9 protein-coding genes and 4 pseudogenes are annotated in these 16042 nt (G+C 69.5%); 9 read left to right on the top strand and 4 right to left on the bottom strand.

Going from position 1 to position 16042, the window contains the following annotated elements; all coding sequences use genetic code 11:
• Positions 1-325 precede the first annotated feature (325 nt).
• The 3 genes from LRD69_RS02050 to LRD69_RS02040 all read left to right on the top strand — a co-directional run bounded on the left by LRD69_RS02050 (position 326) and on the right by LRD69_RS02040 (position 2615).
• Positions 326-949 carry a dihydrofolate reductase family protein gene (locus LRD69_RS02050; RefSeq protein WP_277324821.1) on the top strand — a complete coding sequence of 208 codons (624 nt, stop codon included), beginning with the start codon at positions 326-328 and terminating at the stop codon, positions 947-949.
• Positions 904-1845, top strand: a complete 942-nt coding sequence (locus LRD69_RS02045; RefSeq protein WP_277324820.1) for a GNAT family N-acetyltransferase — start codon at positions 904-906, stop codon at positions 1843-1845. Before LRD69_RS02050 ends, LRD69_RS02045 begins: the two co-directional genes overlap by 46 nt.
• A gap of 101 nt (positions 1846-1946) precedes the next feature.
• Entirely contained in the window at positions 1947-2615 is a 669-nt protein-coding gene (locus tag LRD69_RS02040; protein WP_277324819.1) for a CatB-related O-acetyltransferase, read from the top strand.
• Between the two features lie 431 nt (positions 2616-3046).
• Here the strand turns inward: LRD69_RS02040 and LRD69_RS02035 are convergent.
• Positions 3047-3254 (bottom strand): annotated as a pseudogene (locus LRD69_RS02035) (IS256 family transposase); the annotation flags it as partial.
• A 203-nt stretch (positions 3255-3457) separates the two neighbouring features.
• Here LRD69_RS02035 and LRD69_RS02030 point away from each other — a divergent pair.
• Positions 3458-3625: a hypothetical protein gene (locus LRD69_RS02030; RefSeq protein ID WP_277324818.1), complete on the top strand. Its 168-nt coding sequence runs from the start codon at positions 3458-3460 to the stop codon at positions 3623-3625.
• A 59-nt stretch (positions 3626-3684) separates the two neighbouring features.
• A pseudogene (locus tag LRD69_RS02025) lies at positions 3685-3882 on the top strand (HNH endonuclease); the annotation flags it as partial.
• Here the strand turns inward: LRD69_RS02025 and LRD69_RS02020 are convergent.
• Both LRD69_RS02020 and LRD69_RS02015 read right to left on the bottom strand, forming a co-directional pair.
• A complete protein-coding gene (locus LRD69_RS02020; RefSeq protein WP_277324817.1) occupies positions 3811-5376 on the bottom strand; it encodes a tetratricopeptide repeat protein in 1566 nt (521 codons plus the stop codon). The pseudogene LRD69_RS02025 and the gene LRD69_RS02020 sit on opposite strands and share 72 nt — an antisense overlap.
• 158 nt (positions 5377-5534) lie before the next feature.
• Positions 5535-5759, bottom strand: a pseudogene (locus LRD69_RS02015) (transposase); the annotation flags it as partial.
• A 146-nt stretch (positions 5760-5905) separates the two neighbouring features.
• Between LRD69_RS02015 and LRD69_RS02010 the strand changes: the two are divergent.
• The 3 genes and pseudogenes from LRD69_RS02010 to LRD69_RS02000 all read left to right on the top strand — a co-directional run.
• The gene (locus LRD69_RS02010) at positions 5906-8590 is read left to right on the top strand and encodes a LuxR family transcriptional regulator (protein ID WP_277324816.1); all 2685 of its coding nucleotides are present in this window, start codon (positions 5906-5908) and stop codon (positions 8588-8590) included.
• Positions 8591-8838: 248 nt separating this feature from the next.
• Positions 8839-9837, top strand: coding sequence for a L,D-transpeptidase (locus LRD69_RS02005; protein ID WP_277324815.1), 999 nt, complete (start codon positions 8839-8841; stop codon positions 9835-9837).
• A gap of 412 nt (positions 9838-10249) precedes the next feature.
• Positions 10250-11281: pseudogene (locus LRD69_RS02000) on the top strand (MFS transporter); the annotation flags it as partial.
• A gap of 74 nt (positions 11282-11355) precedes the next feature.
• Here the strand turns inward: LRD69_RS02000 and LRD69_RS01995 are convergent.
• Positions 11356-12426: a WYL domain-containing protein gene (locus LRD69_RS01995; RefSeq protein ID WP_277324814.1), complete on the bottom strand. Its 1071-nt coding sequence runs from the start codon at positions 12424-12426 to the stop codon at positions 11356-11358.
• Positions 12427-12643: 217 nt separating this feature from the next.
• On the opposite strand from LRD69_RS01995, the gene LRD69_RS01990 reads away from it, so the two are divergent.
• Positions 12644-16027 carry a pyruvate carboxylase gene (locus LRD69_RS01990; protein ID WP_277324813.1) on the top strand — a complete coding sequence of 1128 codons (3384 nt, stop codon included), beginning with the start codon at positions 12644-12646 and terminating at the stop codon, positions 16025-16027.
• Positions 16028-16042: the final 15 nt, after the last annotated feature.

Genomic DNA, 16042 nt, shown 5'->3' with positions numbered 1-16042 from the left:
GCTTGGGACTCCGCGTACGCAAGGCGTACGACACCGGACGGGGCCGGGCACAGGGTGGCGGGCGTCGGTTCCGGGCCCCTCGGCGTAGCGTTCCAGCCCGTGGTGAGTGCCGGATCCGTTCCCGCCGACACAGTGGCCGGCCTGCCGGGGCTGCTTCTCGAGCACATGCCGCCTGACAGCCGCCGTCGATACATCTACTGATACCGACCCGGGCAAGTCCCGGTCGTGACAGGTCGCATTACGTCGGGTTGACCGATGCCCTCCTGAAGCCGGCTGCCTAGTGTCGTGTCGTCCCTGGCAGCAACGGATCGAAAGCGGGCCCTGCATGCGTCGGCTCACGTACGTCATCGGCTGCAGTGTCGACGGCTTCATCGCCGGTCCGGACGGGCAACACGACTCCTTTGCATTCGACGGCGACCTCAAGGCCGCGATTCTCGCCGAGTGTCCCGAGACCCTCCCGGACCACGTCCGCAGGTCCCTGGGCGTCGGCGGCACGGCCAACAAGAAGTTCGACACGGTCGTCATGGGGCGCGGCGCCTACGAATCGGCTCGGGCAGCCGGTCCGACCAGTCCGTACCCACATTTGCGGCAGTACGTGTTCTCGTCGACTCTGATCCGGCCCGGCCCTGAGGTCCATGTCGTCACCGGCGACCCGGTGGAGTTCGTGCGCGGGCTGAAACGGGAGCCCGGCATGGGTCTCTGGCTCTGCGGCGGTGCTGTGCTGGCCGGTCAGTTGCTGGGGGAGATCGACGAGTTGATCGTCCACCGTTACCCGGTGGTATTCGGCGACGGCATTCCCCTGTTCCACACCTCGTTCGCCCCTTCCCCCTTCACCCTGACCGGGTCCCGGGTCTTCAGCACCGGGACGACGGTCACCACGTACGCCAAGCAGGAGGAGAACACGTGTTGTTTCGACCCACGACCGAGGCCGATCTGGACCGCGTCGTAGAAGTGATCGTGGATGAGCCGGTGGGCTGGATAGACGCCGGCCGCTACCGGGCCGAGATGCGGCAGGGGATGTACCGGCCCGAGTGGACCTGGATCGCCGAGGACGACGGGCGGGTGGCGGCACGAGCCCTGTTTTGGGGGCGGACGGACAGCACTCACCCCATCGCTCTGGACTGCCTGCACGTCGACCCCGCATGCGCCGACCGGGCAGACGTCGCGGCAGGGCTACTGATTGCTGCGCTGCGGGCGTTCGCCTCTCAGGGTGCGCCCGAACCTCCGCTGTACAACCTGACGCTGCCCGTGGGCTGGCGTGACGACCCCGCTGCGGCGGCAGCCGTCGAATGGCGGGGTCGAGTTGCGGCACGGGCTGGGCTCACGCGGGAAGTGGAACGGCTGCGCCTGGAGTGGATACCGGAATGCGGTCTCCCCCCGGCCAGGGGAAAGCTGACCTTTGCGCCGGCGTCGGACGAGGAGTTCCTCCGGCTGTTCCGGCGGATAGCTGTCGGCAGCTTGGACGACGAGACCCGCAGAAATTTGGAGGCCAAGGGCGCCGAAGCCACCGCTCGGGGCGAAATGGACTTCTACCTCGGCTGCCCCGGCCGGCGTGATTGGTGGAGGCTGGCATACGCCCCCGACGGGCAGGTCGTCGGGCTTGCTCTCCCGTCCGCGACGCCGTACGCCCGCAATGTCGGCTACCTGGGTGTCGTACCCGAATTCCGTGGCCATGGGCACGTGGACGATCTGCTCGCCGAGATCACCCGCATACACGCGGACACGGGCACCGAGCTGATCACCGCCACAACGGACACCGGCAACGCGCCGATGGCCGCAGCCTTCGACCGCGCCGGCTACCGGATCACAGAGATCCGCATGATCTATTCGGCGCCGGCGGCATGAGGACGGAGGCGACACACCCTGCATCCGACAGACCGGACGGCCCTTGCTGCCGTACGAAGCCCCCTGGCTGAGCCCCACTATTCAGACCACCGGCCCCATTGATGAAGGACGTTACGTTGTCTCCCGATCCGAACACCGTTCACCCGCTGCCTGCCCATGACCGCGTGGTGTTCCTCCGACCAGTGATCTCCTCACCGAAAATCGTCGTGGGCGACTACACCTATTACGACGACCCCGACGGCGCCACAGACTTCGAACACCGCAACGTGCTCTACGCCTACGGGCCGGAGCGTCTGATCATCGGCAAGTACTGCGCCATCGCCGCGGGCACCAAGTTCCTGATGGCCGGCGCCGAGCATCCGACGATGGGGGTGTCCGCGTTCCCCTTCACCATGTTCGGTGGTCGGTGGGCCGAGCAGACGCTGGACATCATCACCGCGATGCCGAGTCGTGGTGACACGGTCGTCGGCAACGACGTCTGGTTCGGCCACCAGGTGACGGTGATGCCCGGCGTGCGGATCGGAGATGGTGCCATCATCGCGGCCGGAGCCGTGGTCACCAGTGACGTGGCGCCTTACACGATCGTGGGCGGCAACCCGGCCCGGCTCATCCGTCAGCGCTTCGCCGACGACGACATCAAGCGTCTCCTGCACGCCGCGTGGTGGGATTGGCCCGTCGAGCTCGTCACCGAACACACCCGCGCCATCATGGTCGGGACCCCGGCAGAGATCGAAGGGATCGGCAACCGGCTTGACATGTACGGCAGTTGACCAACAGTCGTTCGGGTGAGGAGCTACGGACGCAAGCCGCGCATGAAAGCGTCAGGTCGACCACCACGCGTGATGGTGCAAGCCCTGCTTGTTGTCTGCGTGCGTACAGAACGGCGGCCGGAGGGACGGCCAGTGGGGGCGCTTCCAGGCCCGGCAGAGTGATCCCGACGTGTTTGAGAACGAAGACTCCTGGTGGGCACGTGTCTTTGAGGAAGTCGAGCTCGGGGTGCTCAACCCCGAAGAGGCGTAAGCGACGACTCTGCGGTCATGGGCGGAGTCACAGCCGGATTGCCGCGGCCGTGAGCGTCCCGTGAAAGACATAGGCCCTCTTGCCGTAGCGGGTGGCGACCGCACGGCCCCCTCTTCAGCGGGATCGCCGCTGCGAACAAGCAATCGTCAAGTCCTGTGGATCAACTGTTGGTTGTGGTGAGCTAATTCGGGCGGGACAGGGCTCTCGCCGCAGCTGTTTCTGGCCTCTCGACCAGCACTCCGCACTGGAAGCGGGCTCCGGCACGGACGAGGGCGACGAGGTGGGGTGCATGCACAGCCCGCCAGCGGGCCTGGCGGACTCGACGAGCCTGAACACCACCGCCAGGGCCGCAGCCTGGCGCCCTTGGTGACCTTGGTCCGCAGGCGGAGCCGAACTTCACGCCGTGGCGGCGCTTCAGCTCTGCAGCGGACGAAAAACACGTTGGCCAACCGCCGACGAGCTGGCGTGCGACGGCCCCGCCAATGACCGATTGGAAGCCCAGCCGTGGCGGAATCCCGTCGACTACGGTCCCACGGGGTCTGCTTCTCGCGTATGGGGGCACAAGTGTTCCAACTAAGGAAAAGGAGCTGCCATGTTGGGTATAGCTGCCGCCGTGCTGTTCTTCATCGCTTTCCTCATCAACGCTGCCGATGTTGCGACCAACGAGGTTTTCGCCTCGGTGAACGTCATGCTGCTTGGTCTGGGTCTGTTGGCCTTGCATGTCGCAGGTATCGGAAATGGCTGGTCCCGTCGGCGCTGACCGCAGCCTCACCGACCGGGTCGATACGCGGAGCCTGGTCCCGTCTTATGTCCTCGAAGTGGACTGCCGAGCGGCGCGAGCAGTACGTCAACAATCTGGGATCGGACCGCTCCCTGGTCGCAGTTGTCGCGACGAACCGCAGCAAAGCCGATAAGGACCCCGCGCAGTGGCTCCCGCCAACTGATTCAGCTCGCCGTACCTACGCCGCCGACTGGGTTGGAACCAAGCTGCGCATTCACGCCGTCACCGCTGAGCAGTGGCGGCGCCGAGCGGCAACCGGCTGGACCGCCTGTCTCGATGCCCGTCATACCGTCCAACAGTCCGCTCAGGGCTGGGCCGCTTGTGACGCGGTCCAAGTTGACGGGCCGAACGGCCCTCGGGTTGCGCCAGACAGATCTTCGGAACGGGGGATTCTCGCTCCAGGCGGTGGTCGGGGGCTGTGGCGGACGGGGCTTGTCCTGGTGCAGGACAGTGACGGCATCTTCGACGTGGCCGAGGTCAATGAGGTACCCGGCCAGTTCGTGGCTGTTTGCGGGGGCGTGGGGTCGCAGGACCGCGACGGCCTCCTCGGTGCGTCCGGCGCCGGCCAGCAGCTCGGCGATGTGCGGCGCCGCGTACGACGTGCCGCCCTCGCGATGAGCCCGAGCCCTCTCAAACGCTTCATCAACTCGGCCGCAGGCAGCCATCAGTGGAAGCCGTATCCAGAAGAGGTCCCACTCCTCCTCGCCACGGCGTTTCTTGAGGGCGTCGAGGCAGGTCAGGCCGTCCTCGGGGCGGCCCTGGTCGGTGTAGAGGGTGCAGAGCACGTGCAGGATCCAGTCCTCGGCCCCGCCAGGAGGATCGGCGAGGGCCCGCATCACCTCGATCGCCTTGTCCCCGCGGCCGCGCCGCGCCAGGAGGTGCGCGAGCTGCACCGTCATGTTGCCTTGGCGAACGGATGAGTCGCCGGCCTGTCGGTACACGGCGATCGCGCCCTCCACGTCACCGCGTTCCTCCAGCAGTTCCGCGAGGCGCTGAGCGGCGTACCCCAACTTTTCGGTTACTGCGTAGGCGCGCAGTTCCCCGGTCCGGTCGTGCCGGGCCAGCAGATCGGCCAGCTGGTCCCGACCGTTGACCGAGATGGCGTCCCGGGTGCGGAGCAGGGCGATGGCTTCGTCGATGCAGCCCTGGCGTTCACGGATCGTGGCAAGCAAGCCGATCGCCGTGTCGGGATCGAGGCCGCGGCAGCACCAGGGAGTGTCGCAACGGTGCTCGTCCGGGATCCGGTCGGCGAGCAGCGCTACGGCCTCCTCGTCGCGGCCGGCGCCCTCCGCGACGTCTACCAGGGCCGCAGCGAGGGACCAGTCGTCGATGTATGGCTGCAGCAGAGTGAACGCCTCGTCGCTGCGGCCGTGCCGGGCAAGCAATCGCGCGCAGTACTCCAGTGCCAGCGGATGCCCGGCCTCCATACGAGCTCGGGTCAACACGATCGCCTCGTCGGCCCGCCCCCAGCTCTCCAACAGTTCCGCCGTGGTCCTGGTGGCCGTCCACCAGCCCGTTGCGAGATACGGGGCGAGTGTCTCCAGCGCCTCAGCCCGTCGGCCCTGCTCACCGAGCAGCTGCGCCCACTCCCGTGCGCAGAACCACTCTCCATGGCTGGCCCAGAACTCCACCTTCTCGGCGTGGCCGAGTTCGAGAAGTCGGGAGACCAGATGCGGCGGGATGCAGCCAGACTGCGTCCGGGCCCGATAGTCAAGATCAGCAGCGTCCACAGCGACCCACCGTAGCTCCTTCCCCTGACACCACCTCCAGCTCCGAATATCGCGTACTTGGAATGACGCTCCCCGCCAGTCAGCGCCTCAAAGTGGACAGCCGAGCGGCGCGAGCGATACGCCGATGACCTGGGACCAGACAATGCTTGGACGCGCCCGTAGGTGATCACGCAGCAGGCTGGCTTCAGGAACGCCTCATGGATGTCGTCGCGAATCTCCCAGCGGATCCGCAGGCGTCGGAAGCCGTGGATCCAGGCGTTCGTGCGCTCGACCACCCACCGAACAGTGCCCAGGCCGGAGCCGTCTGGCACCCCTCGGCGGGCGATGACCGGCTTGATGCCACGCTTCCACAGCAGACGGCGGAACTTGTCGTAGTCGTAGCCCGAAGCCCCAGCGAGCGCTGCCCAGAAGGCCTTTGTGGGCAGCGCCGGAAGCCGGCACCTGGGCCACCAGGGTCACAAACCCCCAGACATATAGTGGCGATCACGATGCCCGGTTGCGGCCGGGGACGCGGACCGGGGAGCGCGTGGTGCAGGGTCGTGCAAAAGAGCAGTGCCACATCCGTCGGATACTCGCCGACGCCCATCGCGGGGAGAGCAACTGCCTACTCCTGCACGGAGAGGCCGGCATCGGCAAGACCACCCTCCTCGAGTACGCGGTCGCCCAGGCCGAAGGCATGAGTGTGCTGCAGGTCGAGGGCATCGAGTCGGAGATGGAGCTCGCCTTCGGCGGGCTCCATCAGCTTTTCCTGCCGGTGTCGGATCGGCTCGACCTGCTGCCGCCACCGCAGGCCGGGGCCCTGCGGGCGGTCTTCGGCTTGAGTGACGAGACCGTGCGGGACCGTCTCACCATCGGGCTTGCGGCGCTGTCGCTGCTGTCCGAGGCGGCCGCCGAAAAGCCCGTGTTGTGTGTGGTCGACGACGCGCAGTGGCTCGACCGGCCGTCCGTGGACGCGCTGGTCTTCGCCGCCCGGCGGCTGCGGGCCGAAGGTGTCGTCATGCTCTTCGCCACTCGCGAAACCTCATCGGCGAGCGGAACGAAGGCGCTGCCCCACCTGCCCGTCGCCGGCGTCGACCGGCAGTCGGCCGCGTCGCTGTTGCCCGGCCTTGCGCCCCCGGTCACCGAGTGGATCATCGATCAGGCCCAAGGAAACCCGCTGGCGCTGCAGGAACTGGCGGCGGCCCTGACCCCGGCCCAGCGGGCCGGGCAACTGGGGCCGTTGACGCTGACCGATGCGCAGTCTGCGGCACCGAGTCGACTGCAGGACGCCTTCGCCGAGCAGATCCGCCGCCTCCCCGACGCCACTCAGCGCATGCTCACGGTGGCTGCCGCGGACGACACCGGGGACCTGCCCACGGTGCTGGCCGCCGGAGCCAGGCTTGGTGGGGAGGTCAGCGATCTGGAGCCGGCCGAGCGTGCGGAGCTGATCTTCGTCTCCGCGCAGAGGCTGCGTTTTCGACACCCCCTCATTCGGTTCGCTGCCTATCAACGCGCCCCGTTGGCATGGCGGCTGGAGGTGCACCAGGCGCTCGTCGCTGTCCTGGACGGTCACACGCACGCGCACCGACGCGCCTGGCACCTGGCTGCCGCGGCGACCGGCCCGGACGAGCAGGTCGCCGGCGAGTTGGAGCGGGTCGCCGAGTGGGCAGGCAGCAGACAGGCCATGGCATCCGCGTCGGCCGCGTACGAGCGAGCCGCTCACCTCACTGCGGATACGTCGAGGCGCGCCCGCCGCCTGATCAACGCCGCGCAGAAGGCGAGCGATGCCGGCCAGGACGAACGATGCCGTGCCCTCACCGACCAGGTGCCGCTGCCTCTCCTGGACCCGGGTATGGCGGCGGACTTCACCCGCGTACGCTCCGTGGTCGAGCTGGGCTACGGCAGTCCGGGGCAGGCCGCCCGCCTGCTGGCCGCATGCACGGATGCGGTTTCCGTCAGCCGTCCCGACAAACTCGCCCCTCTGTTGACCGACGCCGTCCATGCGGCCTTCTCGGCCGGCGACGCAGCCCTCATGGTGGAGATCGCTCTGCGCACTCCCTGCCTGCCCGTGGTGGCTACGCCCGCGAAGCTGCTCGCCGGCGACATTCCCGGCGCACTTCGAACGCTGGACGATCACGTAGAGGCCGCTCGCCTCGCCGGAAGCGGCCTCATGGACCGGTTGATGGGCGGGATCTACTGTCACCTGGTCGCCGACCATGAGAGCGCGCACGAGCTGGCCGCCGCGGCGGTCACCCACTGCCGGGAGCAGGGCATCGGCGGATGGCTGCCCACCACGCTGCATCTCCTTGCCCAAGCGGAGCTGGCACTGGGCCGGCACGACGACGCACACGCACACGCCGCCGAAGCACTCCGGCTTGCGGAGGCTTACGACCTGGACCACCGAGCCGCCCACCTGCGTGCCCTGCTCGCGGTGCTCGCGGCCGCCCGCGGGGAGGAGGAACAAGTCCGGGAACTGGCCGGCCTGGCACTGGAATACACCCGCCCCCGCGACGTCGGACGGGCCACGGCGGACGCGCTGTGGGCGCTGGGTCTGCTCGACCTCGGCCTCGGGCGTGCGCAGGCTGCGCTGGAACACCTGGAAGCGGCCCGGCAGGCAGCGGGGCACCCCCTCCTGGCCCGGCACCTGATGCCCGATCTGATCGAGGCCGCCGTTCGAGCGGGCCATCCGGAGCGGGCGAGGGAACCCGCGAAACAGCTCATGAGCTGGGCGGACGACCTCCAACAGCCCCATTTCACGGCACAGGCCCACCGCTGCGCCGCCCTGACCGGTCCGGACGCGTCGGCCGAGAAGCACTACACATCGGCCCTTGCCCTGCACACCGCGGGCTGTGACTTCGAGCGTGCCCGCACCGAACTGCTCTACGGAGAGTGGCTGCGCCGGGGCCGCCGCCGGCTTGACGCCCGCGACCATCTGCGTACCGCGAGGGAGCTCTTCGACAAGCTGGACGCACAGCCATGGGCCCGCCGGGCGGCCACAGAACTGCAGGCTGCCGGCGAGACCGCTCACCAGGCCGATGCCATCGACTCGCCCATCAGCCGCCTGAGCTCGCAGGAACGTGAAGTCGTCCGACTCGCAGCCACCGGGGCGACCAACCGTGAAATCGCCACCCAACTGTTCCTGAGCCCGCGCACCGTGGGACACCACCTCTACCGTGCCTTTCCCAAGTTGGGCGTCAGCTCACGAACAGAGCTCGCCGACCTGCTCGCCTCCTGACAGCAGCGCGGTGCTGTACTCGGCGAGCCCGCACCGCACAGGACTCGGGTGGTCCGACGGCACCGCACCCCGGTCGGGTCCGGCAGGCCCGGGCGAATACCGCCCGGGCCTGCCCCGACCGGCATGATCAGGCCCGTGCGGCCGCAGGCTTGGCACGCGCTTTACACTCCGGTCCGCAACCGCGCTGGTCACCTGCTTGTCTCTATGCATGTTGAATCTCTGAAGCAGTGACGTGAGCGGAGCGGGACATGAGGCGGGGCAAAGGCGGCATGGGTATCGCGCTACTGGTGAGTGCGGTACTTCTGGGGGCGAGCGCATGCGGCGGCAACGCCTCGGCCTCGGACGACTCGGACAACGGAGCCGCGAAGGGCAGCTCGTCACCCAGGGCGACCGTCAGCGCGCACCCGTCGCCGACGCACCCCTCGGGTCCGCCGATGCTGCTGGAATCCATCGCTCCGCTGGACAAGGCGACTGTCGGTGTCGCGATGCCGGTCTCGGTGGTCTTCAGCAACCCGGTGGCCGCCTCGGCCCGCGCGAACATCGAGAAGCACATCAAGATCTCCGCCTCGGTCCCCACCACCGGCGCCTGGCACTGGATGGGCAACCAGCGGGTCGACTGGCGTCCGCAGAACTACTGGCAGTCCGGCACCAAGGTCCGGGTGGACGCCGACCTTCAGTACGTGCCCAACGGCAACGGCCGCTACGGCACCCACGCCTACACCCACTCCTTCACCGTCGGCGACGACGTCCGAGCCGATGCCTCGGTCAACGGTCACACCATGAAGGTCACCCGTAACGGCGCCCTGGTGCGCACGCTCTCCATCAATGCGGGCAGCACCGAGTACCCCACCTGGAACGGCACCATGGCAGTGATCGACAAGCAGGAGAAGGTCCACATGACCTCCTGCAGCGTCGGTATCAGCTGCACCAAGGGCAGCGCGAACTACTACGACCTGACCCTGCCCTGGGACGTCCACCTGACCCAGTCGGGCACCTACGTCCACTTCTCCACCGGCGACACGAACCCGGGCAGTGGCAGCGCCCGCGGCTCGCACGGCTGCATCCACCTCTCGTTCTCCGACGCGAAGTGGTTCTACGGCCAGGTCAAGCAGGGCGACCCGGTGACCGTCACCGGCTCCCCGCGTGCCAAGGCGTCCGCCGACAACGGCTACGCGTCGTTCAACCTGTCGTGGTCGCAGTGGCTGTCCGGAAGTGCGAGCGGCGAGCAGACCACCAGCACCCTCTGAGGACGGCCGTCCGCTGCGATCGCCGCGGGGCGAGGGTGTCTGCGCTCGTCCGACGCCGTGAGGCGCCGGGCCGGCGAGGGACGCGGGGTACGCGGGAAGCCCTCCGACCCTGACCCCGCAGACTTCTCCCCGCGACTGCTCTACTCTCGCGCCCGCGTCGCCCGGCTTTCGGGCGGCGCGGGCGCTTCGCGTTGCCGGGGGTGGCCGTGCCGGCCGCCATGGGCATCGGCGCCATGGAAGTTCTCCCCGGTGTTCCCGGTGTTCATGGGCGAGCGGTGAAGCAGCGGCGGAGTTCCTTCGGCCGCCGCCTTCGCCCGGGGGCCTCAGCCATAGGGGAGCCGGGCCGGGAGTCCGCCTGACGTCAGGCACTTCACTGACAGAAGACGTCAGTGAACCTCCGGACACTGATGCCATGATCCTCAGTCACCACCCCCGCCGGGCCGAGCCGCTGCTCGTGTCCGCCGCCTTCGCCACCGCCCTCGGGAACAATGTCCAACTCATCGTCGGTGCACTGCTCGTGATCAGGGAGCAGCAGACCATGATGGCCGTCGGCTGGCTCTTCATCGCCGTCGCCGGTCCGCAGGCGGTGCTGTCGCCCTTCTTCGGACGGCTGGCCGACCGCTTCGACCGGCGGACCCTGTGGATCGGCTGTGATGCCATCAGCGCGGCGCTGGCACTCGGGCTGCCGCTGTGGATGGCCTGCGGTGGCGCGCCCGGGCCCGGGATCTACGGCGCCAATCTGGGGCTGGCCGTCGTCAGCGCTCTGTTCTTTCCGGCCAGCTCCGCGCTGATCAAGGAACGGGTCCCGGCGGACCGGCTGCGGCGGTTCAACGCCCGCTACGAGATGGGGACCCAGGCGGGGATGCTGCTCTCGGCGACGGTGGGCGGGCTGTCCGTCCAGGCGTTCGGTGCCGCGCCGCTCCTGGTACTCAACGCCGGGACCTTCGTGGTCTCGGCGCTCTGTGCCGCCGCGATCGGGCGCCGCCCGGACCGGGCGCCGGCTGTCACCTCCGCCGGGGAGCAGCCGCCGGTGCCGGCCGTGTCGCGCAGGCCGCTGCGTGTGCGCCGCTTCATCCTGCTCTACGCCCAGGGGAGCGTGGTCGTCACGGTCTTCAACGCGCTGCTGCCCACGGCCGTCATCGGCGAACTCCGCCTGGGTGCTGCGGTGTTCGGTTCCGTGGACGCCCTCGGGTGCCTCGGATTCCTGGCGGCCACCGGTGCCTACCGGATCGTCAGCAGACGCAATCCGGACCTGCGCATCGCCGTCGTGGGCTTTCTGCTCTGCAATGTCGCCCTGGTGCTGCAGAGTCAGTTCGGGATCGTCGGCTACCTGGTCGGGGTGCCGCTGGGGGCGTTCTTGTTCGGGCAGGCCAGGATCGCCTCCCGCACCATGCTGATGGACTCGGCCGACGAGGCCTCGGTGGGCAGGGCCTTCGGGTTGGCGAACGGCGGCGGGCTGGCGGCTACGGTCGGGGTGATGTTCCTCGTCGCGACGGTCACCGACCGCAGTGACACACGCTACGGCTTCGGGGTACTCGCCGCCCTGGCGCTGCTGGCGACCCTGTCCGCCGGACTGCTGCTGAGGGCGCCGGCCTCCGCAGGGCCGCGCACTTCCGCCGGCCGGTACCGGTCGAGTACGGCCGCCGCCGCCCCCGCGATCCCGCGACGCAGCTCCTCGGGGGCGAGCACCTCGATGTCCGCGCCCAGCGACAGCAGCGTCGGCACCGCCAGGTCGACCGACTCCAGTGGCACCGTCGCCGTCACCCAGCCGTCCGCGTCCGGCGGTCCTGCCGAGGCTTCGACGGCGCGGACCAGCGCCGTGTCCAGGCGGTCCGGCAGCGCGGACAGCAGTGCCGGAGCGATCCGGACGGAGGCCTGAAGCCGCAGCCTGCGGGCGTCGTAGGCGGTGAGGTAGTCCCGCCAGTGGGCGGCGAGGTCGAAGCCGTCGGGGCGCTCGAAGCCGTCCTCCCCGACGTCCAGGCGGAGGATCGACGAGACGCGGTAGGTCCTCACCGCGCCGCCTGTCGCTGCGACGAGGTACCAGACGCCCGCCTTGAGGACCAGGCCGTAGGGGTCGAGTGCGCGCTCGACCTCCTGCGGTTCGACCCAGCGGCGGTATCGCACCCGGATCCGCCGCTGATTCCACACGGCATCGGCGAGCGCCGCGAGAGCGGACGGTGAGTCCTGTTCCCGGTACCAGCCGAGAGCATCGAGGTGGAAACGCTCACGGATCCGGCCGGCCCTGTCCCGCAGTGGGGCCGGCAGCGCTGCGGTCAGTTTCAGCTGCGCCGCCGCCAGCACCTCGCCCAGTCCGAGGTCGGCGGCTGCGCCCGGCAGCCCGGCCAGGAACAGCGACTCGGCCTCGTCGGCGTGCAGTCCGGTGAGCCGGGTCCGGTAGCCGTCGAGCAGCTGGTATCCGCCGCCGTGCCCGGCATCCCCGTACACCGGGATGCCCGCGCCGCTCAGCGAGTCGATGTCCCGGTAGACGGTACGGACCGAGACGCCCAGCTCCTCGGCGAGCTCATCGGCCGTCAGCCTGCCGCGGTTCTGCAGCAGGAGGACGAGGGAGAGGAGCCGTGCCGCACGCATGAACCGATCATTCCAGGTCCGGTCACGGGCCGGGTTCGGTTCCCGGACCCCGCTGGGGGCTGCCCGACCGTTCGATGAGGGCCTTCGCGAACCTGCGGACGGGCGACCGGCCGGTGGTGATTCGGCCCGGGCTGTTCTTGTGCCGGGGTAAACGGGGCATCAGTCACGAGGGCGCCCGCCGGGCGCGCATGTCGCGAACGTCAGGAAGGGACCGTGCATGTTCCGGAAGGTACTTGTCGCGAACCGTGGTGAGATCGCCGTCCGCGCGTTCCGCGCCGCTTATGAACTGGGCGCGGGAACGGCGGCGGTGTTCCCGTACGAGGACCGCGGCTCGCTGCATCGTCTCAAGGCCGACGAGGCCTACGAGATCGGCCCGAGGGGCCACCCGGTGCGCGCCTACCTGTCGGTCGAGGAGATCGTGGGCGCGGCGCGCAGGGCCGGGGCGGACGCCGTGTATCCCGGATACGGCTTCCTGTCGGAGAACCCGGATCTGGCCCGGGCCTGCGAGGATGCCGGGATCACGTTCATCGGTCCCGGCGTCGGGGTGCTCGAACTGACCGGCAACAAGGCGCGCGCGGTCGCCGCGGCCCGTGCGGCGGGCGTGCCGGTCCTGACGTCGTCGCAGCCGTCGACCGACGTGGACGCGCTGGCGTCGGCCGCGGAGGAGATCGGTTTCCCGTTGTTCGTCAAGGCGGTTGCCGGAGGCGGCGGCCGCGGGATGCGGCGAGTGGACGACCCCGCGCATCTGCGCGAGGCCATCGAGGCGGCGTCGCGCGAGGCCGAGTCCGCTTTCGGTGACGCCACGATGTTCCTGGAGAAGGCCGTCGTCGACCCCCGCCATATCGAGGTGCAGATTCTCGCCGACGGACACGGCGACGTGATCCACCTGTTCGAGCGGGACTGCTCGGTGCAGCGGCGCCATCAGAAGGTCGTCGAACTGGCCCCGGCGCCCAACCTCGACCCCGCGATCCGGGACCGCATCTGCGCCGACGCGGTCGCCTTCGCGCAGAGCATCGGCTACCGCAACGCCGGCACCGTCGAGTTCCTGCTCGACCGGGACGGCAACCACGTCTTCATCGAGATGAACCCGCGCATCCAGGTCGAGCACACAGTGACCGAGGAGGTCACCGACGTCGACCTGGTCCAGGCGCAACTGCGCATCGCCGCCGGGGAGACCCTGGCCGACCTCGGTCTCGCGCAGGACAGGATCCACCTGCGGGGTGCCGCACTGCAGTGCCGGATCACCAGCGAGGACCCGGCCAACGGCTTCCGGCCGGACACCGGCACCATCAGCGCCTACCGTTCACCGGGCGGCTCCGGCATCCGGCTGGACGGCGGCACCGCCTTCGTCGGCTCGGAGATCAGCGCCCACTTCGACTCCATGCTGGTGAAACTGACGTGCCGGGGCCGCGACTTCGCCACCGCGGTGCGACGCGCCCGGCGTGCGGTGGCCGAGTTCCGCATCCGCGGCGTGGCCACCAACATTCCGTTCCTGCAGGCGGTCCTCGACGACCCGGACTTCCAGGAGGGCCGCGTTACCACGTCGTTCATCGAGGAGCGCCCGCATCTGCTGACCGCGCGCCACTCCGCCGACCGCGGCACCCGGCTGCTCACCTACCTCGCCGACGTCACGGTCAACAAACCGCACGGCGCGCGTCCGCACCTGATCGACCCCATGACCAAACTGCCGGACACCGCGAACGGTGTACCGCCCGCCGGATCGAAGCAGAAGCTGACCGAGCTGGGGCCGGAGGGCTTCGCGCGGTGGCTGCGGGAATCACCGGCGGTCGCCGTCACCGACACCACCTTCCGGGACGCCCACCAGTCCCTGCTGGCCACCCGGGTGCGGACGAAGGATCTGCTGGCCGTTGCCCCGGCCGTGGCCCGGACTCTTCCGCAACTGCTGTCGCTGGAGTGCTGGGGCGGCGCCACCTATGACGTGGCCCTGCGCTTCCTGGCCGAGGACCCGTGGGACCGCCTGGCCCGCCTGCGCGAGGCGGTACCCAACATCTGCCTGCAGATGCTGTTGCGTGGCCGCAACACGGTCGGATACACCCCGTACCCCACGGAGGTCACCACCGCCTTCGTCGAGGAGGCCACCCGGACCGGTGTCGACATCTTCCGCATCTTCGACGCGCTCAACGACGTCGGGCAGCTGCGGCCGGCGATCGACGCCGTACGCGAGACCGGATCGGCCGTCGCCGAGGTGGCCCTGTGCTACACCTCGGACCTGTCCGATCCGGCCGAGAAGCTCTACACCCTCGACTACTACCTGCGGCTCGCCGAGCAGATCGTCGAGGCAGGCGCCCACGTCCTGGCGGTCAAGGACATGGCCGGGCTGCTCCGGGCACCCGCCGCCGCGACATTGGTGACCGCGCTGCGCAGGGAGTTCGAGCTGCCCGTCCACCTCCATACCCACGACACAGCCGGCGGTCAGCTGGCCACCTACCTGGCCGCGATCGGCGCGGGCGCCGACGCCGTGGACGGGGCGGTGGCCTCGATGGCGGGCACCACCTCGCAGCCCTCGCTGTCGGCGATCGTCGCGGCCACCGACCACTCCGAGCGGCCGACCGGGCTGAGCCTGCGGGCGGTCGGCGACCTCGAACCGTACTGGGAGATCGTGCGCAGGATCTACGCGCCGTTCGAGGCCGGCCCGGCGTCGCCCACGGGGCGCGTGTACGACCATGAGATTCCCGGCGGTCAGCTGTCCAACCTGCGCGTCCAGGCACGGGAGTTGGGTCTCGGTGACCGCTTCGAGGACATCGAGGCGATGTACGCCGCGGCCGACCGTATGCTCGGCCGCCTGGTCAAGGTCACACCGTCGTCCAAGGTGGTCGGCGATCTCGCCCTGCACCTCGTCGGGGCGGGGGTCCCGCCCGAGCGGTTCGCGGCCGAGCCCGGCGCCTACGACATCCCGGACTCCGTGATCGGGTTCCTGCGCGGCGAGCTGGGCGAACCGCCCGGCGGCTGGCCGGAGCCGTTCCGCAGCAAGGCACTCAAGGGCCGCGCCGCCCCCAGGCCCGTCGCCGAACTGTCCGACGGCGACCGCGAGGGACTGGAAAAGGACCGGCGCGCCACCCTCAACCGGCTGCTGTTCCCCGGACCGGCGAAGGAGTTCGAGGCGCACCGCGACGCCTACGGCGACACCGGCGTCCTGCCGAGCAAGGACTTCTTCTACGGCCTGCGACCGGGGGAGGAGCATGCGGTGGACCTCGAGCCCGGGGTGCGGCTGCTCATCGCACTGGAGGCGATCGGTGAGGCGGACGAGCGCGGCATGCGCACGGTGATGGCCACGCTCAACGGCCAGCTCCGGCCGATCCAGGTGCGGGACCGCTCGGTGGCTTCGGATCTTCCGGCTGCGGAGAGGGCCGACAAGTCCGACCCGAAACATGTGGCGGCGCCGTTCGCCGGGGTGGTGACGCTGTCGGTCGCGGCCGGAGAGCGCGTCGAGGCCGGTGCGACCGTCGCGACGATCGAGGCGATGAAGATGGAGGCCGCCATCACGGCCCCGGTGGCGGGAGCGGTGCACCGTCTGGCCATCAACTCCGTCCAGCAGGTCGAGGGGGGCGATCTCCTGATGGTGATCGATGAGCCCCGGTAAGGGGATCGCCCGGGC

The sequence above is a fragment of the Streptomyces sp. JH14 genome (genome assembly GCF_029428675.1).
In the GTDB taxonomy this organism is placed as follows: domain Bacteria; phylum Actinomycetota; class Actinomycetes; order Streptomycetales; family Streptomycetaceae; genus Streptomyces.
This window is presented reverse-complemented; position numbering and strand designations above follow the sequence as displayed.

Excerpts from the sequence above, each read along its gene's own strand:
- LRD69_RS02005 (WP_277324815.1), top strand. The coding sequence starts at position 8,839 with ATGAGGCGGGGCAAAGGCGGCATGGGTATCGCGCTACTGGTGAGTGCG.
- LRD69_RS01995 (WP_277324814.1), bottom strand. The coding sequence starts at position 12,426 with ATGCGTGCGGCACGGCTCCTCTCCCTCGTCCTCCTGCTGCAGAACCGC.
- LRD69_RS02030 (WP_277324818.1), top strand. The coding sequence starts at position 3,458 with ATGTTGGGTATAGCTGCCGCCGTGCTGTTCTTCATCGCTTTCCTCATC.
- LRD69_RS01990 (WP_277324813.1), top strand. The coding sequence starts at position 12,644 with ATGTTCCGGAAGGTACTTGTCGCGAACCGTGGTGAGATCGCCGTCCGC.
- LRD69_RS02040 (WP_277324819.1), top strand. The coding sequence starts at position 1,947 with ATGAAGGACGTTACGTTGTCTCCCGATCCGAACACCGTTCACCCGCTG.
- LRD69_RS02050 (WP_277324821.1), top strand. The coding sequence starts at position 326 with ATGCGTCGGCTCACGTACGTCATCGGCTGCAGTGTCGACGGCTTCATC.